The sequence below is a fragment of the Haloarcula sp. Atlit-47R genome (assembly GCF_003665985.1).
Classification (GTDB): domain Archaea; phylum Halobacteriota; class Halobacteria; order Halobacteriales; family Haloarculaceae; genus Haloarcula; species Haloarcula taiwanensis.
The window spans coordinates 497,727-522,353 of the sequence record NZ_QPLQ01000001.1 but is presented as its reverse complement, the minus strand read 5'-3'; the positions used below and the strand labels follow the sequence as shown (position 1 = coordinate 522,353).

Annotated in this window: 25 protein-coding genes; 12 read left to right on the top strand and 13 right to left on the bottom strand. The window is 51.8% G+C overall.

Features of this window, described 5'->3' with window-relative positions; genetic code table 11:
• Positions 1–16 precede the first annotated feature (16 nt).
• From DVK00_RS02690 to DVK00_RS02680, 3 genes are all read right to left on the bottom strand, one after another.
• Positions 17–379 (bottom strand): hypothetical protein, encoded by a 363-nt coding sequence (locus DVK00_RS02690; protein ID WP_121577198.1) that lies wholly within the window; start codon positions 377–379, stop codon positions 17–19.
• A gap of 87 nt (positions 380–466) precedes the next feature.
• Positions 467–1,477 (bottom strand): restriction endonuclease, encoded by a 1,011-nt coding sequence (locus DVK00_RS02685; protein WP_121577197.1) that lies wholly within the window; start codon positions 1,475–1,477, stop codon positions 467–469.
• Between the two features lie 66 nt (positions 1,478–1,543).
• The gene (locus DVK00_RS02680; RefSeq protein WP_121577196.1) at positions 1,544–2,029 is read right to left on the bottom strand and encodes a hypothetical protein; all 486 of its coding nucleotides are present in this window, start codon (positions 2,027–2,029) and stop codon (positions 1,544–1,546) included.
• A 110-nt stretch (positions 2,030–2,139) separates the two neighbouring features.
• Between DVK00_RS02680 and DVK00_RS02675 the strand changes: the two genes are divergently transcribed.
• The gene (locus DVK00_RS02675) at positions 2,140–2,598 is read left to right on the top strand and encodes a TIR domain-containing protein (protein ID WP_121577195.1); all 459 of its coding nucleotides are present in this window, start codon (positions 2,140–2,142) and stop codon (positions 2,596–2,598) included.
• Positions 2,595–3,203, top strand: a complete 609-nt coding sequence (locus tag DVK00_RS02670; protein ID WP_121577194.1) for a hypothetical protein — start codon at positions 2,595–2,597, stop codon at positions 3,201–3,203. Before DVK00_RS02675 ends, DVK00_RS02670 begins: the two co-directional genes overlap by 4 nt.
• 12 nt (positions 3,204–3,215) lie before the next feature.
• Here the strand turns inward: DVK00_RS02670 and DVK00_RS21950 are convergent, their stop codons facing one another.
• The 5 genes from DVK00_RS21950 to DVK00_RS02645 all read right to left on the bottom strand — a co-directional run bounded on the left by DVK00_RS21950 (position 3,216) and on the right by DVK00_RS02645 (position 8,201).
• Entirely contained in the window at positions 3,216–4,040 is an 825-nt protein-coding gene (locus tag DVK00_RS21950) for a TIR domain-containing protein (RefSeq protein ID WP_233560747.1), read from the bottom strand.
• A 59-nt stretch (positions 4,041–4,099) separates the two neighbouring features.
• Positions 4,100–4,615 carry a TIR domain-containing protein gene (locus DVK00_RS02660; RefSeq protein ID WP_121577518.1) on the bottom strand — a complete coding sequence of 172 codons (516 nt, stop codon included), beginning with the start codon at positions 4,613–4,615 and terminating at the stop codon, positions 4,100–4,102.
• Positions 4,608–5,471 (bottom strand): hypothetical protein, encoded by an 864-nt coding sequence (locus tag DVK00_RS02655; RefSeq protein ID WP_147435862.1) that lies wholly within the window; start codon positions 5,469–5,471, stop codon positions 4,608–4,610. Before DVK00_RS02655 ends, DVK00_RS02660 begins: the two co-directional genes overlap by 8 nt.
• A gap of 258 nt (positions 5,472–5,729) precedes the next feature.
• Positions 5,730–7,403, bottom strand: a complete 1,674-nt coding sequence (locus DVK00_RS02650) for a DUF262 domain-containing protein (RefSeq protein ID WP_121577192.1) — start codon at positions 7,401–7,403, stop codon at positions 5,730–5,732.
• An 84-nt stretch (positions 7,404–7,487) separates the two neighbouring features.
• Complete coding sequence (locus DVK00_RS02645; RefSeq protein WP_121577191.1) at positions 7,488–8,201, bottom strand: hypothetical protein; 714 nt, start codon at positions 8,199–8,201, stop codon at positions 7,488–7,490.
• Between the two features lie 73 nt (positions 8,202–8,274).
• Here DVK00_RS02645 and DVK00_RS02640 point away from each other — a divergent pair, with 73 nt between their 5' ends.
• Positions 8,275–9,003, top strand: coding sequence for a hypothetical protein (locus DVK00_RS02640; RefSeq protein ID WP_121577190.1), 729 nt, complete (start codon positions 8,275–8,277; stop codon positions 9,001–9,003).
• 8 nt (positions 9,004–9,011) lie between these two features.
• Here the strand turns inward: DVK00_RS02640 and DVK00_RS02635 are convergent, their stop codons facing one another.
• On the bottom strand, positions 9,012–10,013 hold the full coding sequence (locus tag DVK00_RS02635) for a hypothetical protein (RefSeq protein WP_121577189.1): 1,002 nt from the start codon (positions 10,011–10,013) through the stop codon (positions 9,012–9,014).
• Between the two features lie 129 nt (positions 10,014–10,142).
• Here DVK00_RS02635 and DVK00_RS02630 point away from each other — a divergent pair, with 129 nt between their 5' ends.
• The 3 genes from DVK00_RS02630 (at position 10,143) to DVK00_RS02620 (ending at position 12,550) form a co-directional block, all read left to right on the top strand.
• Complete coding sequence (locus DVK00_RS02630) at positions 10,143–11,006, top strand: hypothetical protein (protein WP_121577188.1); 864 nt, start codon at positions 10,143–10,145, stop codon at positions 11,004–11,006.
• Between the two features lie 81 nt (positions 11,007–11,087).
• Complete coding sequence (locus DVK00_RS02625) at positions 11,088–11,621, top strand: hypothetical protein (RefSeq protein ID WP_121577187.1); 534 nt, start codon at positions 11,088–11,090, stop codon at positions 11,619–11,621.
• On the top strand, positions 11,618–12,550 hold the full coding sequence (locus DVK00_RS02620) for a tyrosine-type recombinase/integrase (protein WP_121577186.1): 933 nt from the start codon (positions 11,618–11,620) through the stop codon (positions 12,548–12,550). Before DVK00_RS02625 ends, DVK00_RS02620 begins: the two co-directional genes overlap by 4 nt.
• Before the next feature lie 12 nt (positions 12,551–12,562).
• Here the strand turns inward: DVK00_RS02620 and DVK00_RS02615 are convergent, their stop codons facing one another.
• The 3 genes from DVK00_RS02615 to DVK00_RS02605 form a co-directional block, all read right to left on the bottom strand.
• The gene (locus DVK00_RS02615; RefSeq protein WP_121577185.1) at positions 12,563–12,757 is read right to left on the bottom strand and encodes a hypothetical protein; all 195 of its coding nucleotides are present in this window, start codon (positions 12,755–12,757) and stop codon (positions 12,563–12,565) included.
• 210 nt (positions 12,758–12,967) lie between these two features.
• Positions 12,968–13,297, bottom strand: a complete 330-nt coding sequence (locus DVK00_RS02610; protein WP_121577184.1) for a hypothetical protein — start codon at positions 13,295–13,297, stop codon at positions 12,968–12,970.
• Between the two features lie 227 nt (positions 13,298–13,524).
• Entirely contained in the window at positions 13,525–13,911 is a 387-nt protein-coding gene (locus tag DVK00_RS02605; protein ID WP_121577183.1) for a zinc ribbon domain-containing protein, read from the bottom strand.
• Between the two features lie 584 nt (positions 13,912–14,495).
• Between DVK00_RS02605 and DVK00_RS02600 the strand changes: the two genes are divergently transcribed.
• From DVK00_RS02600 to DVK00_RS02575, 6 genes are all read left to right on the top strand, one after another.
• Positions 14,496–16,094, top strand: a complete 1,599-nt coding sequence (locus DVK00_RS02600; RefSeq protein ID WP_121577182.1) for a hypothetical protein — start codon at positions 14,496–14,498, stop codon at positions 16,092–16,094.
• Positions 16,095–16,410: 316 nt separating this feature from the next.
• Positions 16,411–16,926 carry a hypothetical protein gene (locus DVK00_RS02595; protein ID WP_121577181.1) on the top strand — a complete coding sequence of 172 codons (516 nt, stop codon included), beginning with the start codon at positions 16,411–16,413 and terminating at the stop codon, positions 16,924–16,926.
• A gap of 175 nt (positions 16,927–17,101) precedes the next feature.
• A complete protein-coding gene (locus DVK00_RS02590; protein ID WP_121577180.1) occupies positions 17,102–17,542 on the top strand; it encodes a hypothetical protein in 441 nt (146 codons plus the stop codon).
• Positions 17,543–17,637: 95 nt separating this feature from the next.
• Positions 17,638–18,192: a TATA-box-binding protein C gene (locus DVK00_RS02585; RefSeq protein ID WP_121577179.1), complete on the top strand. Its 555-nt coding sequence runs from the start codon at positions 17,638–17,640 to the stop codon at positions 18,190–18,192.
• Between the two features lie 322 nt (positions 18,193–18,514).
• Positions 18,515–22,681: an Eco57I restriction-modification methylase domain-containing protein gene (locus tag DVK00_RS02580; RefSeq protein ID WP_199722440.1), complete on the top strand. Its 4,167-nt coding sequence runs from the start codon at positions 18,515–18,517 to the stop codon at positions 22,679–22,681.
• Positions 22,682–22,688: 7 nt separating this feature from the next.
• Positions 22,689–23,249, top strand: coding sequence for a hypothetical protein (locus DVK00_RS02575; protein ID WP_121577178.1), 561 nt, complete (start codon positions 22,689–22,691; stop codon positions 23,247–23,249).
• Positions 23,250–23,252: 3 nt separating this feature from the next.
• On the opposite strand, the gene DVK00_RS02570 is transcribed toward DVK00_RS02575, so the two are convergent.
• Positions 23,253–24,413, bottom strand: coding sequence for a restriction endonuclease PLD domain-containing protein (locus DVK00_RS02570; RefSeq protein WP_121577177.1), 1,161 nt, complete (start codon positions 24,411–24,413; stop codon positions 23,253–23,255).
• Positions 24,414–24,627 lie beyond the last annotated feature (214 nt).

Here is a 24,627-nt window from a genome sequence, read left to right as displayed (position 1 = left end):
CGTCAATAGTGACGTGCTATTCTTGCCGCTCCTGAATTTGCACACGGTCGCCGACGACCGGGCCATCCGAACCGTATGAGAGTTCGAAGATTTTCCCGTCCTCTCTTTCACCAACTGGGATAGAGTTAGAATCTTCAAGGAGATGAGCAACCCGCACAAACCCCTCGTCTAATAACGGACTCCACTGGGATTCTTCGATAATCTCGTTCACGTCTTGAACTAAGACCGGCTTTTCCACTCCACCACGGTCACGGTGATAGAAGGCGGTGAACTTGTCGGGTTCTTCATCGAGTGACAGCCCAGACTCCTCTTTTGCTATCCGTTCATTGGTTGCGAACGTGTACTGGTATAGTTGTTTCAGAGAGAGTTGTTCCGGCATATGTTGAAACCTGATTGTAGTTCGGATAATAGCATCGAATATCCTCTTCAACGATTGTAGACACTGCTTCCATCGTCACAGGGGCGTTTACTCTTCGAGCGGAGGGTCCTGCGAAGGGATGTAGACCCGCTTCAACGGGACCGTTGCTTGGTACTCGGATTCGAGGTCGTCGTAGTGTTGAATCAGGAGGTCAATGAACTCGTCCCGGTCGATGAGCGTGACCCGCTGTTCGGCGTTCCGTGCAGCGTCCTGTGCCTCACTTGTGTAGCCACCAGTCGAAACGAACAGACCTCGTTCGCCGTTTCCGAGTGTTCCGGTGAATGCTCTCATATCCGGGGAGCCGACTTTCTTCTGTTGGCGCTTGACCTGCGCCTTGATGTACGGCGATTCGAACCCTAACGAGTCTGGATGAGCGACCACGTCAATGCCTCGGTCTTGGCTGTCCCGTGTCTTCTTCGCGTGGTATCCCATCGCTCGTAGGACTGCGGCGACCAACTCCTCGAAGACGAATGGGTCCATGTTCGCCAGAATGTCGGAGATGAGTTCGTCTGCCTGGTTCTCCACCTCATCGACGAATGGTACGGTGTCCTCCTCGTCCTCGCTCTCATCGGGTGTCTCCCCGCTTAGAACGCCCGTGATTTCATCAATGCAGTCGTCAAGCGAGAACACTGTCAGCGTGCTTCCGAGCGTGTTCTTCGTCGAGGTCGTGAACTCGTCACGGGAAACCGTATCCTCCCATTCGACACGCCTGACGTGCGGATATCCCGGTGGGTGGTCGCTTGGTTTCCACTCGTACCCGCTCGTGACCTCGCCGATGAGATACTCGCGCTCCGTCTTGTCGTAACTCAGAACCAGATGCCCCACCTCCATCTCCAGCGCAAATCGATTCACCTGCCCCGCATTCTGGGCGATACGCCGACTATTGTGCTCGGAATACTCGTCGGTCGAATTGAATCGGGCCTTCATCTCCTCGTATGACCGGACATCAGAAACATCCCCCAACTCTTCCCATCCGACCGCGACCAGAGAACGAGACTCGAATTCCTCGACTAACTCGTTGTCATTCCCGGCGCGAACCATGAACGCTCGCTCAACCATATTATCGGAACTGTTCCGAACCTCGAAGTATCAAGGTTCGCACGTACTTTAGACTCGCCGTGGGTCTCATTCACGCTGAGATAGCATGACTTCCCGCCATTCGTTGAGCGGGCCCAGAAACTCATCCGATTCTAGCCACTCCACCGAGCAGTCCGTTTGGAGAATATACCTATCGCTACTCTCTGCATCAAAAATTCCTTCGTCTGTTACGCCCGTTTCAAGGATTATCAGCATCGGATGGTCCAGCATATACGCCATACCGGCTTCCAGCTGGTTCCAAGGTGTCGGTAAGTAATGCTCGGCAAGAGGTTCCCCCTCTCTATTTTCGCCTTCTTTCACTCGTTTCTGCTGAAACCCCAGAATGATTGCGCCGTCACATTCTCTCATCACCTCTCGAACCTTCTGAAGCGGAGTTTTGAATGAGTAATCGGAATAGCCGATAGACCGAATATTCATGTTTCGTGCTTCCACGGTTGCCTCAATAGCCTCCCAGAATCGTTCCTGACGGTCATTCAAGCCATTTGGCTTGCTCACGAACACGTTCTGTTTCATCAGCCACAACCAGTGTGGGCTTCTAAATTAAAACCGCGGACAGAATGACCTCACTCACGGCCTCAAACCGTGGGGAAGCTACTATACAAGTGGGCTGTCTTGCTCGGATTATGTCGGACGATTCATTGAACATAGAAACGGTTACCCTTAGCAGCGACGACAGACGAACAGAATACCGTCTATTCGTCTCCCACTCCTGGGATTACAGCGATGAATATGAGAACTTGACAGACCTCCTTGACGAGGCAAATCATTTCGAATATACGAATTATAGTGTTCCCGAAGAGGATTCGATTGACGCAGATACAGATGAGGAGCTAGAGGAAGAACTTCGAGAAGGGCAGATTAAACCTGCATCTGTTGTTATCGCCCTCGCAGGGCTATATTCGTCCTACAGTGACTGGATTGGTCGGGAAATACGGATTGCTGAGGACGAAGACAAGCCTATCCTGGGTGTTGAGCCATGGGGGAGTGACAGTACATCCAATTACGTTGAACGGCATGCAGACCAGATGGTCGGGTGGAATACCGACTCTATCGTCGAATCTATCCGTGATATGTCTCCATGAGCGATGACGAGACAGAGGAAAGTAACGAGACGGCAGCCCCCGATATCGGGCAAAATCCCGCCCTGGAACAGTGGAAATTCTACGGACAATCGACTCACCAAGTGAGCAATCGCCGTCTCAAGAACAACCGTTTCTATCTGCGTCTCCTTATTGCGCTTCTAGGGGTGGCCGGAATTGGGGGCAAGCTCGGGTTCATCACGCCCATTGGAATCCTCTTCATCGGTGCAATCGGTCTCCCGTTCTGTGTCTTATGGACGTTCCACATTCTCTCGTACAAACAATTGAATAGCGGAAAGTATCGTGTCCTCTGGCAGATAGCTGAAGACCTCCCGTATGACCCATTTCAGATGGAGTGGGACCGCCTCAAGCAGGGTGACGAACCAGATGTCTACATCAAACACACCACCGTCGAGGTCTGGTGGCCCCGTGTGTTCGGATTCTTCTATGCGGTTCTGTTCCTCTACGGGGGACTCTCACTTCTCGGAGAGTTGCGTTACTACTGGTGGAGTGTCGGTCTTCTCACCGTCATCTGGGCTGTCTACGCTGTCCTTGTTCTCAAGGGGAAAAGTCCGACTCAGAAGTATTGGGACTACACGGGTGAATAGGAGCGCGTACGATTATACCGCGTGCTCAACAATCGCCCCTACGATTGATTTCTGCCGCCAGCCGACCATCTCGACCGCTGCGTCTTCGACTACGTTCGGGGTCTGCTCGGAACCGTGAGGTCGAATCCCTACAATTGGTTTATCGAACTCGTTTGCTAGTTCAATCTCGTTCTGAATCCATTCACGGTGTGCGCTATACATCCCCGCAAGCACGAGGACAACGGCAGTGGTACGTATCTGGTCCCGCAGTCGGGACCGTAAGTGAGCATCGTTAACCGTATCTAGCGGGTCATCCAAGGGAACACTGTGGTTCTGCCATTCTAACTCGTCGAAATCATCGAGAAAGTCGACAACGCGCTCGTATTCGTCATTGTAGTCCCACGCATGGCTGATGAAGATGTTATACTGACGGTTATCGGGACGTGGACGCGTCTGAACGGTACTCCCGGAACTGCTGGAAGCAGCGCCAGTGTTGCTATCGGTGAGGCTTTGTAGAATATCCCATAGGAACTTGACGACGACAGCACCTCCAGCGAGAAGTAGTACCGTGATTACTCCCTGTGGGATATCGTCCTTGCTATTGAGGAGTTGCTTTACGACTTCATATCGCGTGACGAAATAGATGTTAGTATTCCCAGGTTCCCACACGGCGATATCATCCCCGCTGGCCCAGCTCCGGTGGTGAACTCTGACACCAGGAAGAACATCCGTGTGTGCATCAAGGTCAGGCGGTATGGGCGGAACCTCATCCTGCTGAACCCACTCAATAGAATTGTTGATGAGGACGTTGTGGCGAATATCCTGCCAGGTTCGCCCCGGCCGGTTCGGCAAATCCATACTCTATCTCACTCGTGGTATTGCCGTCTTTCTTTCGAGGCCTCTGAATCGACCGCCTCTCATGGTGCTAAGTCGCGTATTGCGTCTACGATTGAATCAGTATTCCAACTCACCATTTCGTCAGCGTGCTGCTCAACGTAGTTTGAGGTTCGGTCATTCCCCCACGGCTTCACGCCGAGAATGGGCTTCCCTTCCTCCTTAGCGATACGGATTTCTTTTCCAATCCATTTGCTATGTGTCGAGTACAGGCCCGCCAGAACAACCACTACCGATGAAGGTTTGATTTGCTTCTCTCGTAGGGCATTTTCTAACTCTTCGTCACTTTCCGTGTCGAATTGCTCTTGTTCAGGAACGCTGTAGTTCCTGAAATCGAAGCGGCTTGCCTCCTCTAACAGACGAACTAACCGTGCATACTCCTGGTCGTAATCCCAAGAGTGAGAGACGAATATTGCGTAGTCTTGACGCCTGTCCGTTGTGGTTCCTGCACCGCCACCACTTCCGCTCGGTTTGCGTGTTCCCTGTCGAGGGCTGCTGCCACTATCTCCTGTACTCGTAGGCGTGTACTTGTTACCCATCTTCATTCACCTCGGTCGAGTCGTATGAGTCGAGTATTGCTTGTCCGCACGAGAGTTCCTTCTCTATCCTTGATTTCCATTTGCTGTGCGCTTTCGGGTCGTGCCCCTCTCCAACTAGACCAGATTCCCATCTCCACCGTCCACCCGCAGCACTGACCACTTCGGGTATTGCCTTGCTGAGGAATCGACCGGACTGTTTTCCGATTAGGAGAATGCCGGAGGGCCTCATTTCGGAAACGAGCGTGCTCAAGTCGTCTTTTAATTCGTAGACTCTGTTCTTATAGCCTGTCGCGTAGAACACGACGAAGTCAGTATCCAACCTCCTCATCGTCGGTAGACATCGTTTGAACTGCCAAGGCAGCCAGCCTTTAGCCTGAACCAAGACCTCCGTCGAGTGGTTTGTCAGCATATTCGCCATCCATTCCGTCCCCTCCATACAGTCATCTATAGCCTCCGCCTGCTGGGAACGGGACATAGTTTGGTAAACCGAATACTCGGTCGGAATGTGATAGTCCGGTCCGAATCTACGGACTAAATCTAACTCTGTGGCCCATTCCAGCCGTCTGAGTGTATCATCGTGAGTAGTTGTGGTGGTGATAACTGTCTGGTCATCCCGAAAGTATGTCCCTGCGGTTTCCTCGTGATAGTGGACCAGCCTACGTACAGAGTCAATTGACAGCATCACCGTCTCAATCGATGGGTCGGATAGAACAGCGTCTCGCTCATTCACATTGGGGACTTTCACCCGGTTGACGACACCCGTTACAGGGTACTCTCGACTAATTCCCGGTTTACCCTTCCCCAGTGGTTTGGCTGCGTCGCTACTCGTACCTGTGGCTGCCTCTCCAGAACTCATTTGAACTCTCCAGTCTCCGCCTGGTTTTCATTGGGAGACACCTAATAGTCAGGCTGACAGAAAATAAGTCTTGCCGTGACCATGGTGAACCAACCGATGAGCGTCGAATCCTTCCAACGACTATCAGTCATCGTCAATCGACTGACTGTGGATGGAGGCCTATTGCGGGAATAAGATGCGAGGATGTGGCATATGGCGACGACCTCAACTGCTTCTACGAATTATCCGATGACCATCTCTATTAGATACTGAGATGCATCAGATGGACCATCGTTCGATTAGTTCCTGCGCTAACCGCTCGGTACGCTCCTCTATCTGGTCATCCGTCCACTCATCATAATCAGCAACTTCCTCCGCAATTTTGACATCCGAGTTACGGTATGTATTCTTTTTATCATCGAACGATGTCTCGTCGAGACTCGAATGGTCGTTCGGGAGCAGGAGAGTCAAATTGCCGAGCTTATCCTTCCTCTCGTCGAACTCCTCATCCGAGAGATTCCGGCGCCAGCGAGCGTATTTACTGTTACCAAACGTGTTCCTCGGGGCAATATGTTCGATGTCCAGATTACCTAACTCCATTCTGAGTGGCCCTCTACGTTCTTCCTCAATACTCACGAGCTTCAAAAGCGTCCTAAATCGCCAGGAGCCGCGGATATTCAGTTGGTTTGCTTTGAGGTGTTCGATGATTTCGGCATCGGTTGGTGTTCTTGAGTCAATTGCAGCCCGTAGGACGCCACGGATATCATTCGGGTCGTCCGTTTCTCGAATCTCTCTGGCGGTGTTGTATATTGCATCACGAGTGTTTGCTGATGAGGTTCCGCCCATCTCCATCCGCACTCCGAGAATAGATGCAAGCCGGAAATACTCTTTCAGCAGAATATCCTCATCTACGCTATTATAGATAGCAAGAGAAAGAACCTCAGAATGGGTTGACGCGGAATTTAGATATTGCAGGTGTCGAATAGCGTCGTCCGGAATATCGCGTCCGGAGATATCGTAGCTGTTGCTACTGATTTCTAAGTAAATATCCACCTGGTCTTGGAACCACTCAACGAATTCAACTACACTATCATAGCTGTTCAGCACTTCCTCGAAATTCCGGTATAATGCACCTTTATCGATTTGAGTCGGAGTAGGCGAGTCTGAATTGATGAGAATCTGGGTCATCGGGCGTCGAACCCGGAGGTCGCTCTGGAATCGGGGGCCACCCAAGTTGTCCTCAAGAAGCCGATAGATGTGGTCCCAGCGTCCGATTACTTGCTGCCGGTCTGCCTCGTTGTCTAAGTCTTCCGCAGCACCGTGAATACGGGCTTTCGCCAGTATTTGAGGCGAGACCTCCTTCCCCCGGTCATTCTGTGACTGGAATACGGTATATGCGAGACTCGCATCTCTCGATACGGTTTCGACGACTCGCAGATACTTTACAATATTATCCATCAACCGGTGAAGCTCGTTCTCACTCAGCTCACTTACTCGGTCAGAATAGAATTCATACGCCTCTCGGATGCGCCCTTCCGCTTCGTCTACATCGCCGTTCCAGAGATGCTCGAAGCTTTCGTCGGCGGTTTCGTCAGACAGGTGTAATCGTCGAACTGCTTCATTTGCAGGATACGAATTCAATATATCGTCTATTCGCATGTCCTCGCTATCCCCGACGTTCGGGGCGTCACGAATAGCCATCATGATTATCGAAATTGTCACCATCCGCTGCTGTCCGTCAACAATCTCGAAGAGACTCCCGGATTCCTTCTCAAGTAGAATAATACTCCCGAGGAAGTGCTGGTCAACTTGGTCATCAATTCGTTGGAGGTCCAACCACAAGTCCTCGATATGCTTTCGTTCCCACTCGTATCCCCTCTGATACGGTGGGACTTCGAATTTCACGCCGCGTTTACCGAAGAGGCTACGAATCTGTCGGAACCGTGCTTCCATATAATGCGAGAATACACCCCCACATTATAAACCTCAACCAGCGTCGACACTTACAACCCTACACAACGCGGGAAAGTACCCGGTTCAAACTCGGTCGACCTCTGAGAATTCATCTCCTGCAAAATTTCGCATCTCGTTAAGTGGTTCTGCATCTAATATTTTCGCTATCTCACGGAATCGTTTGCCTCGAAGCTCCATCCACGTCGTTTCGAGGGCTTGTCGTTCCGTTTCTGTGGCGGGAATCCAGATGCAATCACCAATGAACTGCTTACTCCCGTTTGAGGCGAAAGCGAATGCTGTCGTTTGCTCTGGTATCTCGGTGAGCACATCCGCCACTGACAGAAGATATGGCTCACTCAGGACGACGAACAGCAAGTCATACTCTCGGCTCAGTACATCACTGAACGCCTGAGGTATTCCCTTCTCGCGGCCGACTGCCTGAATCGTCTCGTCGTTCGTCAGGTCATCAATATCGTATCCCGTTCGCTTGGCCCTCGTTCGAACGGATTCGATGTCGCTGAAACCGCACTCATAGGACGGAATTTCGGTCCTGTCACGTAGCAGTCCAAATCCCGCGGAAATGATGTGCCAGTCGACGTCTGCAACCTCACGGAGATGAGTGACTGCCTCTTCGACGTGCTGGTGTTCACGACCAGTATACATGTCTGCCGCAGTCGTGGTTTGCTCGCTGTGTTCCTGCACTAATTCCTCGCGCGAGTGCTCGTCCACCGCCTCACAGTCGAGAACGGGGTCGTATCGTTTGTCTTTGGAACACGGTGAGATTACGAGGATGTCCATCCGGCGTTCTACTCGAAGCCGTTGCACCGAGTGGTGAAACTCTTTATGCGTGAATGAGAGGAATCCTGTAAGAATGGCTCGTCAGGACGACCTCGACCGCTTCTATAGGTTACTCGACAACCTTGAGCAACGAGTCGGCGGTACACGGAAACTCAAGAACTGCACTGGGTACATGGACTGGCCCGACCGCGGCGTCTATTTCTTCCTCGAACCGGGCGAAACACGCGCCTCGACTGACCACTTGCGCGTTACCCGCGTCGGGACACACGCGGTGTCTGCGGGGAGCAGCACGTCGCTCTGGGATAGGCTGAAACAACACTACGGAACGGGCAGCGGGAGTTCCAACCATCCTCACGGGGGCGCTCACCGCGGCTCTGTGTATCGCAAGCGTGTCGGCGAAGCCATCATTGAGAAGCACGACCTCCACTACGACTATCCCGACTGGGACAAACGCTGGTCAAGCATCGACCGTGAGCGGTCAGAGGTTCGTGACGAGGAATACATCCTCGAACGACGGGTGAGCACCTACATCCGCGAACAGCCGTTCCTCTGGGTGAATCTCGACGACGAACCGAGTGCCGACAGCGACCGAGCGTACCTCGAACAAAATGTTATCGCCCTCCTCAGCAACTTCGACAAGCAAACGATTGACCCACGAGGAGGAGGATGGCTCGGTCGGCACAGCCAGAGTCGGGCGATACGAGAATCGGGTCTTTGGAACGTGAATCACGTAGACGAGCGGTACGATAGCGGATTTCTGAACCTTCTTGAGAACGCCATCAACGGTACGACTCCGTCATAGCGTGGTAGTTAGTCGGAATCCTCTAATTCGGTTGTGTACTCGGGGCTATTCCGAAGCTTCGAGAATGAGACGTAGCGGTGTCCCTGGACAAAGGCAACCGTGCGGTCAGAATCACTCGCTGTCTTGTCGTTCTTAACCGGGCGGTTGAGTTCGATACCATCACGCAGGAAGATGACTTTCTCCGTTTCACCGTATCGTTCGGACCCCTCTTTGCGAAACTGCGTCACTGCATCAAGCAGTTGTTCGCGCTGCGACTGCGAGAGGTCAGGGTGATTTCGCACTGTCTCCTCGGTGAGTTCGATGCTCTCGATGGCATCCGTTACTGACGGGACTGCTGTTTTGATTTCAGCGTCGGTGTAGAACGCGAGGTGGTCGACAGGCTTGAACGACCGATTCGCCTGGCAGAAGTATAGCCCGTGCTCTTGATATTCGGGCCATGCCTTGCGAGCCGCGACGACCAGTACGCGGTCCTCTTTTCCGCTGACGAGGTCTTCGTCGTAGAGAAAGCGACTGAGTTCGCGCAGAAGGAACGCTTCACGTTCGGTTGGGACGGACATACTCGCCTCGGCGTTCCCTACGTCTCGTTCCAGCACCGTCTCGATGGTGTCAATGAGCGAGTCGAAGTTGGCCCACACGATACGTTCGTCTTCGATTTCGGCCACTTCATCAGGCAGTCGAGCATCAGGAGTCAGGACAATGAGGCGCTGCAATTCCGCCTCGTCCTCGTTGAGTGCATGAAGATGGTTCTCGAGTTGTTCCTTGTCCACAGCGTCGCGACTCGTCTTCGTCTCGAACCAGAGAGCGGTTGAACTCTTGATTGCAGCATCGGGAACCGAGTCGACGCCTGTCACTTGATTATCGAACGAGACGAGCGACAGGTCGGATTCGTCGGTCAACGCTTCCAGAATATCTTCGGCTAACTGGTTGTTGACGTGTTCAAGAACGGCGATGACCGTTGATGTAACCCGATTCTCGCCCTGCGTGTAGGTCGAGAAGAGTGGATTCGGCATGCAACGACATACAGATAGCCGTCTCAAAAACGTCTGGGCCGTCCAAGAGATTGTGCCGCAGATAGTTGGTTTCGAGAACTTGCTCAGGATTAGATTCAATATGGAGGTGTTTCTTGGCCTGATATATTCATGACTAGTCCTCGCAATTACAGCACGCTTCGTGACGCCCCTCAAGGTTCCAAATTCGCGTACTACGCAAAGGATATCGACCTGTTTGAGGCAGAGCACTTTTCGACTCTTGCTGATTGGCTCGATGACCGAGATTATCCCTTAGATTCGGAAATCGCTTATTTCGCTACGTTTGCGTACATCGCCGGAGGCTGGACCAGAGACACACCAAGGGCCCTTATCGATGTTCATGGAATCGAGTCAATGGCAGATGCTATCGAAGCAGCCGAGTCGGATGAGTTGGATGATTTCTCGGAATATGACACACGCCATTCCCACAGGAAGGTCAACGCCTCTCGGGTGAAGGAGTCACTTCGCTCCCTGGATTCACTCACCGTTGCCAGTCAGCCTGTCGCGTCATTTGAGGAATTTTTCGAGGTACTCGAGCAGTATCAGAGTGATATAGACGAAGAAGAGAAGGCGGCTCACGAGACCTTCGTAACCGCCTGGGACTCACTCAAATCAGTTAGCTACTTTGGGCCTCTGACAGGCTATGATTGGCTCGAAGTGGTAGCGTTTGTTCATGGGCACGAGGAGTTCACACCAGCCACAATTCGTCCCCGATATCTCAATACCGGCAGCAACCCGCCAAAGGGATTCAAAGAGGTGTTCGGGATAGATTTGGACCACAAAGCCGCGAAGCACTGTATTCGGTTACTCGAAGAGTTTGCCCTTGAGGAATTAGACAAGGAGATGCCGAGCGCCATGTTCGATATGGAATCGGCACTCTGTGTGTTCTACAAGGATATCGGAGATATCGAGATGGATGACGGCGCTACTATTGACCCTGACTGCTATCCGAATCGAAAAGACGATTGCTATTAGCAGCCCGTTCGGTCGTCACATCCGTCGTTGCTATCCATAGGCCTAGGAGCGTCCAGCCGTAATTGTCTGTTGTGAGACACGATGAGTGATGAAGAGCCACAGCAGACCGAATGGGAGAACGAGGTCGGCTTGTCCGAGGAGACGACCTACGTCGCCATCTACCCGAGTCGCAAGCACGCCGAGGAGTGGATGGAAGAGGCCGAGGAGCAGGGCTACGGCAGTCGGTCAAAGTACCTCTACGAACTGATACAGGAGGCCCGTGCCGCTCGTCAGGAGGGGTTCCTCGCATACAGTCAGAATGAATCGAAGGTAGAGGAGCTTCAACTGCAAGTCGAGCAGTTGCAGGACGACCTCGAAGACGCTCGCAACTCCGAGCCGGGAGAAATCGACATCGAACACGAGGAGTTCGTCACGGCGTTCCTCACCGACCGCTACCAGGAGTTCGAAAGCATCCTCCGGGAAGTCACCGGAAGTGGCGTCCTCACAGGCATCGTCAAGGATGCCGTCGAGGAACAGCTGTTCGACCTCGCGGAAGAAGACAAGGTCGAGTACAAGCAAGGGTACGGTTGGCGACTCGCTCACGAAGACGCTGACGCAGAGGTGGTCGAGGCATGACGGGCAAGACCCGCGAGAAGATTTACGAGAACGAGCACGACGCGGTCAACGACTTCATCGAACGCAAACAGGCGATGGGTCGCAGTCGTCGTACGCTGAACGCTTACTCCCGCACCCTGAAATCGTTCTTTCACGAGGAGTTCCCCGACCTCGCGCCCGAAGACGTCGAGGTGCGCCACATCGAGGACTACGTCGGGAAGCTCGCTGCTCGTGACCTTTCGCAGAACACGAAGCGCCGCTACCTCGAATCACTCTCGTCGTTCTACGGGTGGGCGATGAAGCGCCCGCGGTTCGAGAACATCACGGGGAACCCGGCGGCGGTCGTCCTCGAAGAGATTCCGCAGAAGTACCGGCAGCGTCCCGACTGCGCGACGTGGGAGAACGCGAAGAAAATCGTCCACAACGTTGCCGACCCACGAAACAAGGCGATTACCGTCATCCTCGCAAAGACAGGCTGCCGGATTCGTGAGGCGCTCGAAATCGAACAGGACGACCTGATGCTCGACGACGGATTCATTCGCCTCCGTGAGCGCAAGGGAGGTAGTCAGACGGTTGTGCCCGTGGATGAGGAGGTGAAGCACGCCATCAAGCGGTATCGACTCGTCCGCCCTGATAACGACTCCGAGTATCTGTTCCTGAGCGTCCGGGGGAATCGGGTGAATACAACGCAGGTGCAGCGGGCCGTTCGAGACGCCGCGGTTGAGGCAGGCGTGATGAATGAGGGTGAGACGCGCTTCCACCGCAAGTTCACGCCTCATACGTTCCGAACTGTCTTCACCACCCTCATGCGCAACCAGGGGATGAAGGACCACATTCTCCAGCACATTCGGGGAGACGCGAACAACCGAACGATGGACGTCTACACCCGCGTCGACCGGAACGACGCTCGGCAGGAATATCTTGAGTGCATCAAGTCTCTCGACTTGTAGTGTGACTCTCGACTAATCTCGTCGTTCTTCAAGACCGCGAATAATCAGTTCACCGCCCTTCTCGAACATCTTACCGCGAATCTGCTTGAACTGTTCTGGATTTTCCTCTGCAAATCGTTCGATAGAACGACCCACCGCGGGACGTACAGGACCGTCAATGACTTTGGGACGGTCTTGCATCATATCCGCTATCGGTGTTTCGACCATACTGTAAGGTCACGAACTGCTGTTTGAAGAGGATTATGCCGATACTCAGGTGTCCCTTCGCAGAGCACTTCGTAGAGACGCGAAGAGACTCGTTCGTCTGACGGTCGACGACGTGGGTCCATGTGTTCTATCGGACATCCTCTGCACCGGGAGAGACGACGAGCGTCTTCGGTCTGAGGGAAACGAGAATCGTTGTGTCTTCTAACTGTCTCAGAGCGCACCGCTCCACGTCAGGTATGCTATGGCCGCGACGGGGATTGACGAGTATGCCCAGGCCAGCGTGTAATACCATCCGGGGAGTGATTCATCGAATCCGTATGTGTAGAGGGCGAGACCCGCAACGAGAAGCCCGATATTCGCGTACCAGGTGAGCCAGTCGCTGACGAACGAGTAGTCGTATAGGTGGATATTGATAGCTGCGACGTTCGCCCAGATGGCGGGTCGGCTGATGTACTGCTTCTCAACGAGCAACCCGAGTAGTATCAGCGCAATTACGTCCAGATTCTCGATGACGACCGCAGGAAGCACCTCAATCCACATGCATCGTACTTGTTGAGTGTCCAGATAATGCTTGTCCGAGTGGAGTGAAACTAATCGCAGTTTCCGGCTGCACATTGCTCAATCAGAGGTCATCGGTGTACCTACCTTCGCGTCTCCGACAAGACGCGTAACGCTCTCCCTGTTCGGGACCCCGGCCCCTACGATGTAACAGATGGAACCTGCCCTGCAAGAGCGAGGAGTCTGCTTCGTCTCAAAGGAAGCGTCCCTCAATCCGGTTTGAGGAATCCGAGGACGTTATCGGTGACATGCAGGAGTCCCCACAGCGGTAGTCCGACGACGAGCACCCCAAACCAGTAGATGAAGAGGATTATGTCGAAAGGATGCGGGAGCGCAGTGATAGGCAGGCCGACTGCGTTGAGACCGATGGCTATCAAGAACGACAGGAAGCCGAAGACGTTCAGTGCCCCGAGGGCACGACGAGGTGACTGGAACGGACCACGGGGATTAGACCAGTCCCACGAATCGCCGTCTGTCGAGGTCTCTCTGTCGGTTGTGTCTGGTTCATGGACGTCTCCAACTGCGGAACCACACTCGGAGCAGTATGAGGCGTCGCCGGCAAGCCCCGCACCACACCGTTGGCAGTAGTCAGGCATGCCACGGCGCTCGGAGAAGACGCTGGTAGGTTTGGTGGAGGACTTTCTATTCCGAAATCTCGCAAATCGCTCAAATAGACATTCTCCTTCTTGCTGTGGGACCTGTCTCAGCACTAGTCCGAGTCGTTGTCTTCGTGTTCACTTCGTGGAGACCGAAGAGCAAGGTGGTGCGCTTGCGTTCGTTACCTGTGGTCCCCGTGTTCCATCGACTTCGCTCTGCTATTGCTTAGACTGTAAGCATCTGCGTTAGACTAGGTTTGAGCTATTTAACGGCGTAGGGGAAGACAGGTGCTAGAGAAATCTGTTGTTCAACCCCGAGCTAATTTGGTCACTACTCTCCTTCGTAAACAGCTAAAAAAGCTAGCTACGTAAGTAGCTAGTAAAAAACTCAATTCAAACGTGTGTCGATGAGGTGGAGAATACGACGTGCTATTCTCTAGCATGTCAAGGCTTCTTCCTAAGCGCGGGGGGATTTTTGGCTCGTACGTGTAATCCGGGGTGGTCTCTCACTCTAAGGCGTGAAGTCACGAGATTCAGTCGGCTGGCGGTCGGTTCGCTGGAAGGCTTCACAGAGGGTATCGAAAATGTCCGAAACCCAATCCCACGACGGACGAAACGCACAGCAAACAAACTCCGTGACAGACGCCCCGTTCAGCCGCGACCTCGGGGAGCGCAACCGTGCAATCCCCTCCAACGTCCTCTCGTTGGACATCTCGGAGCACTCTAACGACGAACTCGCCGAGATGTACGAGTCGGCGAATACGACGTATTCAGACGAGGATGTGGTGGAGATGCGAGAGCGGTCACTACGACGTACTGGCGATGGAATCACGGAAATGCGGGAGTCGGCGAGAACGACATACACGGGCGATGAGGCGGACCGAGCGCGACAACGTGCCCTACGAGGTCACACAGACGAAGAGTTCGCTCGCCGGCACAATCGAGCGCGGGGTGGGCCAGTCAGACCCGAAGAGGTGAATCTGGTCGCAGCATCCGACGAGCTGGTAGCCCCGCCTTCTCTGACGTACTACGACGTGCGGGAGGTCATTTCAGAGGAATTCGGCAAGGAGGGCTGGACGTTGATGAAGCCACTCTTAGCAACCCACGCGACGCACCTGCTCGACGACATAGAATCGTCCCGAGCGATGATGATTGAGGGTCAGTCGGGCGTGGGCAAAACGATGCTTCTCAAAACGTTTGGAGGGCTCAACGAGCAATTCTGTCGTCGTTCAGATATCACGCCGGCCTCGTTCGTGAGTGCAGGGTCTTCAAAATCGAACGGAAACCCGGGAAACAACGACCTGCTTCCGCAACTCGAAGGCCGCACCCTCGCAGTGAGGGACGCTAATACGCTCTTTACCGGCAGCGAACAAACTATCCGTAGTCGATGGGGGAAGTTGGCGCGGATTATGGACGGCGACGGATACTATCGCCAGACGGCAACCCACGGTAAAGCCGGATACGATGACATCCGATTCAATTTCATCGGCGCGACAACGCCTCTTAGCCCGCGGGCGTGGAGATTGATTGGAAACGTCGGCCAGCGCCTTCTTTTCGTCGAGTGGCCCGATGAGGACTACGAGGACGACTGGTTGCGCTCGGTTGTTGACGGGGGCGAACGCCGACCAATCGAGCGAGGACAGGAAGCTGTTCAGGAATTCCTACGAGACTTGTGGAACTATCACGATGGTGCTGAGAGCGTTACGTGGACTGACGAACCGATGAGCAAGGAGGTTGAAACCTCTCTCCAACGCCTCGCAAGGGTTGTCGCTCACGCCCGCGGTTCAATTCAAAACGGTAGAGCCAGTATCGAGGCCCCAAAGCGAATCGGGAAGCTACTCCACGACCTCGCCCGCGGTCACGCGCTCATTCACGGCCGCACCCGACTCGAACTCGGAGATGTCGAGGTGTGTGGCAGGGTCGCCCTGAGTACGATGCCGTCGAAACGTCGAGATGTCGTTCGGGCGCTTCTCGACCCCGATAGGGTGGGGCCGCTCACACCGAGCGAGGCGGAGGATATTCTAGACGTGAGCCGACCGACCGCTCGTGAACGAATCGATGAGGTTGCGACTCTCGGATTAGGCGAAAAGGTCGAGGTTCCCGGTCGTGGGGGAACCACGACGGGGATTCGTGCGAAGTCCGAATTCCAGTGGCCGAACGGATTATCGTATCCCGAGTTCTGACGCTTCCTCTCATTCGCCTCTTCTGTTTCCCGAAGCTGAAACAATCCTGCATATTCACTCACTCATCGTACTGAAACCGCATTGTCACCGGCAATGACGCCGAACGTAGTGGTTCGCACCCGTGAGTTCGTATTGCTCGAGAATTCTTTCAGCTTCGTGTTCTCAGTGGCCCGTTCGGGTGACTGCTCTTGTGGCTGGTTCGAGGTCATGTGGGCTGTATCGGCTCTCGGTATTACAATCCATTTTGGGAAAATGTGCTACAAAAACTGTCAAATATCAGAAATATACTTACGGCCTGGTCACTAACCCCCTGTTGATGAGTTCATGGAACCAGTACCTCTCGAGCAAGTGGAAGATGATGCAGAAGGAGGAGCAGTACGAAGAAGAGGCCTATCTTCGTCGCAAAGCGCGGCGCGAGGGCAAGGAATACAAGCCGCCAGACGTTCGAAAAGCCGAGAAAAAGCGCAGACAAAAGCGTGCGAGGCAGCGTAAGTTCGCCGGGGAACTGCGCGAATATGAAAACAATCCACGAAAATATCTCGATAAGCGGCGAGAAGACGGTGTGATGGTTCAGAGTCTTGACGGAGACGATGAACCGTCTCCGCCGGGTGTTTGGGTTCCATACGTCGGCTCACAGGGGGGCCATGGCTGGGAAAACACTAGAACGGGCGAACGGAAGTACCAGTTACAGAAACCAGGGACAAACTCCTGGACTGACGAGCCGCTAAATATCGAGGGTCGATGGCGCGACCCAGGGGCACTGAGCGCAGACAATCCAGATTATGAAGCGCCGTTATCTCCCACCGAGGCACAGGAATTCTTTGACTGGTAGAGACAGTACGTCTCCGCTGTTCCTCGCTCTTTCCGATGTATCTCTCAATGCCTGCTGGGCAATAGCGAATGAGTACGATGTGACCCTCCGCACGCTCGACATGGAGCTGTGGGCACTCGGAGGCGAGGATTAACTGCCCCGCTCAACGAATCCCAACTGCGTCACTCACACAGCTATGGACGACCCCGAACGCCCTGGTCCTGATGCCGACGTTTCTGAGATAGCCGAGTGGATGGAGGAAGATTTCGGGCGGGCCGTTGCCGACGGGATTGAGAACGCGAGAGGCGAAGACGAGCACGAGGTCGTAGAGGTCGGGATACTCAATCACGAGCGGGGCGAAGTCGTTGGGACGATAGACACGGACGGGAACCTAGATACGGAGAGTGAGGCATTACGCGAGGTCTCGCAGGAGTATCTTGACCAGGGCGTTCCCGTGCTCATCCCCACGACCTACGAGAACGAGGACGGTGAGATGGTTCACGCCGATGACGAGGTGATGGTCGAGCCGGGGACAACGGGATTCGTGCGTGCCTTCATTGACGAACTCTCGAGTCCGTTCGATTGTGACCCTGAGGCACTTGTAGATTTACCTGTTCGTGACATAGAGCAGGACTAAATAGTAAGTTCTGTAAATGCCCCAACTGTATCTCCCTCGGTGACATCCGAAAGAAGGAGTTTAATATAGTTACTGCTGCTCTGTACCATACCAGTGTGACTCAATATCAGTTAGTGAATATTGTGGCTCGAGGCCATTTGGGCCGTGAAATAGACCTCTCGGCGCTCGAAGAAGATATTGATGCGTATGAGGTTTATATCGAAGGCCCCGGGCTATATTTCAAAATCACTGAGGATTCCCCGACAGTGACACTCGCACGCTCAGGCAAATACATTATTACTGGTTGCACCTCAAGGGATGAGCTTGACTCCGAACATAGCCGAACGCTAGATTATTTAACATCAATTAATCTTCTCGAACGTCCGGAGGACAAATCATTCGAAATTGTGAATGTAGTGGCTACATATGAATTAGATTCTAACTTAGACCTGAATACACTGGTAGTCTATTTGGGAATGGAACAAACAGAGTACGAACCAGAGCAATTCCCGGGTATAGTTTTCAGACCAGAAGATTTAGATATAGTGTTTTTACTCTTCACTTCCGGGAAAGTAGTAATAACAGGAGTGGATTCTATAAAGAAATCCAGACAAAGTACTAGTTTCTTAGATGATTTATTGAAAGAGTATCTTGAGTCTGTTCAATTGTGACCCTGGGATGCTCTCTGACCCTCCCGTTCACGAGGTGAGGGCTAATCTAACAGCGTGTCCTATTCCGAGAACCGAGACTTCTAAGAACCAGAATCCTCTGTTTTCAAAGCGACACCTGTTTTACGACTAGTTCGTCGTCTCGCCAAGAAACCCGAGTCTCTGCGGTTCCAGGTGCAATCAGATGTCTCCCTCAGCCCTTATTGTAGAATCGCGCCTCGTTGAAGTCTCTTGAAATCAGAACGAAGTACATCGACATCAGCAAACAAGTATCGATACCCCCCGACCGAAACTTTATCAGAGGTAGGCGGAGCAGTACCTCTCAATGCAGGATATCCTTCGTTCCATCTTCGAGAGTGTACAACAGAATCCTGACCTATCCGAAAGTGAAGTCATGGACATTTTCGTTGACGAAGGATTCTTTTCAGAACTCGGATATGAGGGGTTTGGGGTCGATATCCGCTCAGAAGAGAGTATCGTCGGCAAGGGCCGTGCAGACTATTCGGGGAAAGACAACCTCGATAACACAGTATTCACAATCGAGTTCAAGAAGCCGTCCCGAGATGAAGACCTAGCGAGTCACAAACCCCAACTCTGGGAGCAGTACGTAAAACCTCTCAAAGCCAGATATGGTGTTTTGACTGACGGACAGGAAATTATTCTATACGAACGTGGGGCACGGAACAGGGCAGAACGCATCTTCCGCAATTCGCTGGAGGAGATTACTGACGCGGAAGCTGACGAAGTCGCCGACCTTCACAAACCGAGTTACGAATTTAGTACGAAATCCGAACTCACCGAGTATCTCGATTCGATTGATACTGTATCTATTGGAGAGGTAATTGATGGTGAGCAGGTTGGGCAGAATGAGTTCCTGTCTACCTTCGCTAACGAGCAGAATTCCATATTCTATGAGATGCTCGAAAAAACGTACAACCTCCTCGACTACTATGTTGAGCGTGAAGAAAATTCGTTCCCTAAGGACGCTTACGAGTTTTGGGAGGAGTACTACTCGGCGGAACCTAACTGGAGTGACCTCCCTGATGAGTGGCAGGATATCGCCGGGTCAGCAGCGAATAAAGAGAAGGTCATGTTCGCTGTTGAAACTGTCCAATCCCTGCTCGGACGGTTCATGTTGGCGAAGGCCTGCGACGACTTTGATTTCCCTTCATTGTCACTCTCCGAGTTTATCATAGGGAATACACGCGAGTTTCGTGACATGGTTCCCGTCGGGTCATACACAATCGCCGCGAGTGACCTGATGGACCAGATGCGACAGGAACTCGTAGAATCCATTTTCGAACAGGACATCTACTACTGGTGGAACGCACCTATCGAGGACTACGACGCGGGTGACGTTCGGGAACTGAGTCAAACAGACTGGCCGCAGGCTATGCAAGAATTTGACCGAACACTGCTTGAATTTATTCTATCCGTCTCACGCTTCAACTACAAGAACATCCGTGGCGACCCACTCGGGGAACTGTACCAGAAGCACTTCACACAAGAAACTAGACGTGCACTGGGTGAATTCTATACCCCGCCGAGTTTGGCGGAATACGTTTTGGACTCCGCAGGCTACGACCCAATTGAAAGTGACCACGACCTGCGCCAGCAACGGCTTATTGACCCTTCGTGTGGGTCCGGTACGTTCCTGATTCAGGCCTTAGAGAAGTACCGTGAACAGTGTGGTGAGGACACGAACTGGGCAACTGAACTCCGTAACCTCTGTGAGCGGTCCCGACTCGTCGGATTAGACATCCATCCGTTCGCAGTCGTGCTAGCACAGATTCGATTCATGCTCGACATTCTGCCGGAGTACGGGGAAGCAGTCGAGCAGGAAGGACCGGGGTTCGTCCTCAAGCGACTCCCGATTTACCGCACCGACTCACTAATCGATGAGAGTCAGGTTGAGGAGGGGCTCCAGCGGACTCTCACTGCCAGCCACGATAAGGGGATGATTGAATTCAAGATGCCTCTCCCAATTCGTCAAGGAAGTGATTTCGAGTCCCTCCCATTCGAACTGCCCGAATTTAGTCATGTACAAGAGGAGACACTAAACGAAATTCAGAACCAACAACAGTACTTCTCGGCGCTACTCGGCGTATTCGACGCAGTCAAAGAAATCGGCGGGCGACAAGAACGCTACGAGGTTGAGCGGGACGAATTGGAGTCATACTTTACCGATTACTTTGAGCCCCACATCAGTACGGAGCAAATTGCAAATGTCTTTCTTGACACAGCAAACGGATTCCTCGGAACAGTTGAAGACCTACGTCACGACTACAATGACGGCCGACTGTTGAAACTCATTGAGGACGTTGTGCTCGCGTCTATCGTTAAGAACGATATCTCACATGACTACGTCGTTGGGAACCCACCGTGGGTCGCTAAGCAAAACCGATACACTGGGGATGACCAGAACCGGCGGATGCAGCAACTCTACTATTCGGCATGGGGCGAATCAGACCCCTATATGGAGTTTATGGAGCGTGGTCTCGACATGCTTCACACTGGGGGGAAACTCGGGTTCGTCGTATCAAACCGTTTCCTCTATAATTCAGGTGCAAAGGAAATCCGTTCCCTACTTGCTAAGAATCGGATTCACGAGATTATCGACTTTACCGATGTTCCGATATTCCCTGACGCAACGAACTACACCGCGGCAATAACGGTTGAGAAGGAGGTTGATAACGATGATTGGGACTCGTTCATAGAAGACGATTCTTTCACTAACGAGCATTCAATTTTGGCGACTCGTGTTCGTCAGTGGGAGGAGACAGATGACTCCGATAATGTAGATGTTCAGTCTTTGATTAGTACTATCCGAGCGCGGGAACCTCATCCGACCATCGAGTTCTTCGACATAGATTCCAAACACCTCCAAGGTCGTGTATGGGTAAAACGAGGTGAAGTCTATCGTGAGGAGATGTCTACTCGTTTCACGGCAAACGGCCAGCGTGTTTCTGTTACGAAGATGCTGCCGATGGCAGACGTGTGGCCGTTCTGCCCCATGAGCGAATATGACGTTCTGGACCAGGTTGAGGACCTAATGGATATGCGTCTGGGTGATAGGCGAGTTATCCGAAACAATTCCCCAGAGGATGCATCGAATTTGGTCGGGGATGAAATTATGGTAGGGATTCAGACTAGTGGAGATAATGCATACATCGTTCATCCTACCGTGGGAATTAGCAAGGAGAAACTGAGTGAAATAGATACGCTCCCGGTTACTCCGCGCGGGATTGACGAAACATATACTGTAGAAACGGGGCTTTTGAAGATAGACATCAGTAGTCAGGACGTAGAACGATGGTTGCCCTCTTGGGACAACCGCCTTGTTTTTGTCCCGTACAAACAGGGTGACGAGCGAGCGGAATTGATTCGACCCCGAGAGTTGAAAGAAGAATATGAACAGACGTGGGAATACTTCTCTGACGCGAAGGTCTTGGAAACGTTGTCCGAGGACTCCGTGGAGCGCGAGGAGATTCATAACCGCCTCGCCTACGAACTTGATGTAATTGACGAGGATGATGTGACGACAAATGATGGTGAGCGTGAATATAGACAGGTAAACCTTTCATCAAGCCAGTATCAAGACCTGAGTCGTGCGATTAGGACAAATGTAGATGTCATTGACTTGTTCGACAAGGACCTCTGGTGGTATCGGTATATGCGCCGCCAGAATATTGAGTCGCTTCCGTATCCCAAATTACTAACAGGCAATCAAAAGAACGAAAATAGCCTGTGCTTCGACGATGAAGGTATTATTGCACCGCATAATGCGCGGGTCTATTCATTTGCCGTTGCTGAGGATAAAAGATATTCCATAGCAGGAGTTCTGAATTCTGCTATAACAGAATATTATCACAAACATCATTCTCGAATCCACAGGGGGAGAGCCTACAGTTACATTAAAGACTATATTTCAAAATGGCCAGTGAAAGTCCCAACAGGGGAATTGAAAGAACGCATTGAATCTGCGGTTAATGAGATTCTTCACCTGAAAGACCTTGAAACGAAGATACCCCAATTCCCGGACCCATATATCCTCAAAGCCCGTGAGAAGGGTGCGGAATTTATAGATGTAACAATAACTCCTAAGTCGACTTTTATTTCTTCACCATCTGTTCAGCAGGATTTGGACGGGGATACGACGTTAGTCTTGGACGATGGTCAATCACTTTCTGAGGGTATTGACTCCGGCGTGAAGGCCGAATATGTACAAACTGCACTCCAAGATACCAAACTACACAAGAACCGAACACTTTCGCTACCCGTCCCACTTGATGACGAAGTTGCGCAAAACGCGCTGGATGAGCTAGCTGAGGATATCTCAGCCCGCAACGATGGAGATATTGCTGAATTAGAGGAGCAAATCAATGAAGCTGTATTCGAACTCTATGGGCTATCGGAAGAAGATGTTCAGGAGCATGTGCATAGATACAATAGACAACACGAATCCGTGAAACCGTTGGACATCATAGATTGAGAATATAATGCCAGAATCAGTCGAAGTAGTGAATGTAGTCGGAAGTGGAAATCTAGGCCGTGAATTAGACCTTGATGCAGTTCTACAGGATATTGCTGGGAATTCTTCTATCGATAGTGTTGACAGAACCAGCCAAGGTATAACAGTTCGATTCTCTGGCGAAACAGGAACTATCAGCCTCTATCGTTCGGGCAAATACACTATTATGGGAAGTGATTCAGTTGAGGGATTACACCGAACGAACGAGACCTTTCTAGAGATACTGATAGAGTATGGAATAATCGACGGAAAGAACGGGTACTCCGTTTCGGTAACAAACTATGTGTATTCAGTTGACCTTGATAGGGACATCAATATCACTCAACTTGATATTTGGCTAGGAGAGGAAGCCGAGTATGAGCCAGAACAATTCCCATATATCGTCTACCACCCTTCTGATATCGACTGTACGATGACAATCTCTGCATCGGGTAAATGTGTCATCAATACCTCTGTCGGGGAAGAAGCAGTCAATCGTGTCATCTCGAAACTTAAACAACAATTAGATGAGCTGCAAATGCAGGAATAGATATTATCTAACTACAATATAGTACGGCTCAGAGCCATTCTCAGGGCCATAAAGGTAGAATGTCTTTCCAGTCAAATCCAACTCACTCACCTTTTGGTTCAATTCACCCCACCGTAGCATTGTCGTTACATTCCGCTGTTCAGCTTCCCAGACGGGTTTATGAATGAGTTCAAGTTGATGATAGCCTTCATGCTCATCGTCGAGGTTTACGTGAAAGATGACCTGAGCAGATTCAACAATCGGGTTAGTCTCAATTTCTTCCCAATCAAAGTCTGAAAATACATCATATCTGAAGTACGTAGTTTGGTCAATAACATCCCCAGAAATTTCCCAACCAGCCTGACTAAATCGCAATTGCCCAGTTACGTGACTAGCTCCAGCATCTTGAGCATCTGACCGTGGTAAATCTGGTTTTTCCCACAGTAGAGGCCCTCGCCCCGTATCCATCTCTTCTACCTGACGAACCTCTGAGTCTGAGAGTCCGGGGTCCGAGTGTTCTGCTGGTGGACGAGCAACATCAATCGGGGGGAACAGGTCGCGGACTTCATCAGATGTGTCGCTTTGGCCCGAAGCTGATGACCCAGAAGTGCTCCTAGTCTCTACTTCACTCTGTATGAGTTCGCTTTCGTATAGCATATTAATTAAATCAGTAGATAATTCGTGGACATTGGGACTAGCTCCTGAAATCAACGGCTGATAATATTCCTGAATATCGGTTATTACCGCCTCTCCATCCTCATCTGGTTTTTCGAAATCGACAAGAATCGATGATTCCACGTTCCGAAACAGACCTGAATTGGTTAGATTAGAAGAACCCACAATCACCCTTCCCTTTTCGGGCCCCTCAAAAACGTAAATTTTCGGATGGTATGTACTTGGAGACCTTGTATAGAATACACTTGCACCAATATCTAACTCTAATAAGTCTTCTAACGCTTCTTTTGTGGTTCCCTTTTGGTCAATACCAACAATAACTTGAAATTCATCGATGTTCTCCTTTGACTGTTGTATTACCTCACTTAGACTTCGGATTCCAGATGAACGAGCAAAGGCGACAAGGGAGATGAATTTCGTATAGCTCTCATCGGCAAATGACTCATTGAGTAGGACCCCTATTGGATTATCAGAATTCCCGAACCCTTGACCCACGAAAGACAGTTCCATACAACTCGGTTCCTATCCGATTCACTAAGCATTTACTGACAGGAAGGTCGTTAACGCTGTCTGATTTCGTGTTGTGGAACAGTAGGACCGATAACAGGGCCTATGTGACGCCTCAGAGTGTACTCTATTCGCCTTTTGATTACGACTGTCCTCTCTCAGAGGGTAGCAGACGCGATTCTCTGACGTTCGTGCACTTCTTTCCCGAAATGTATGG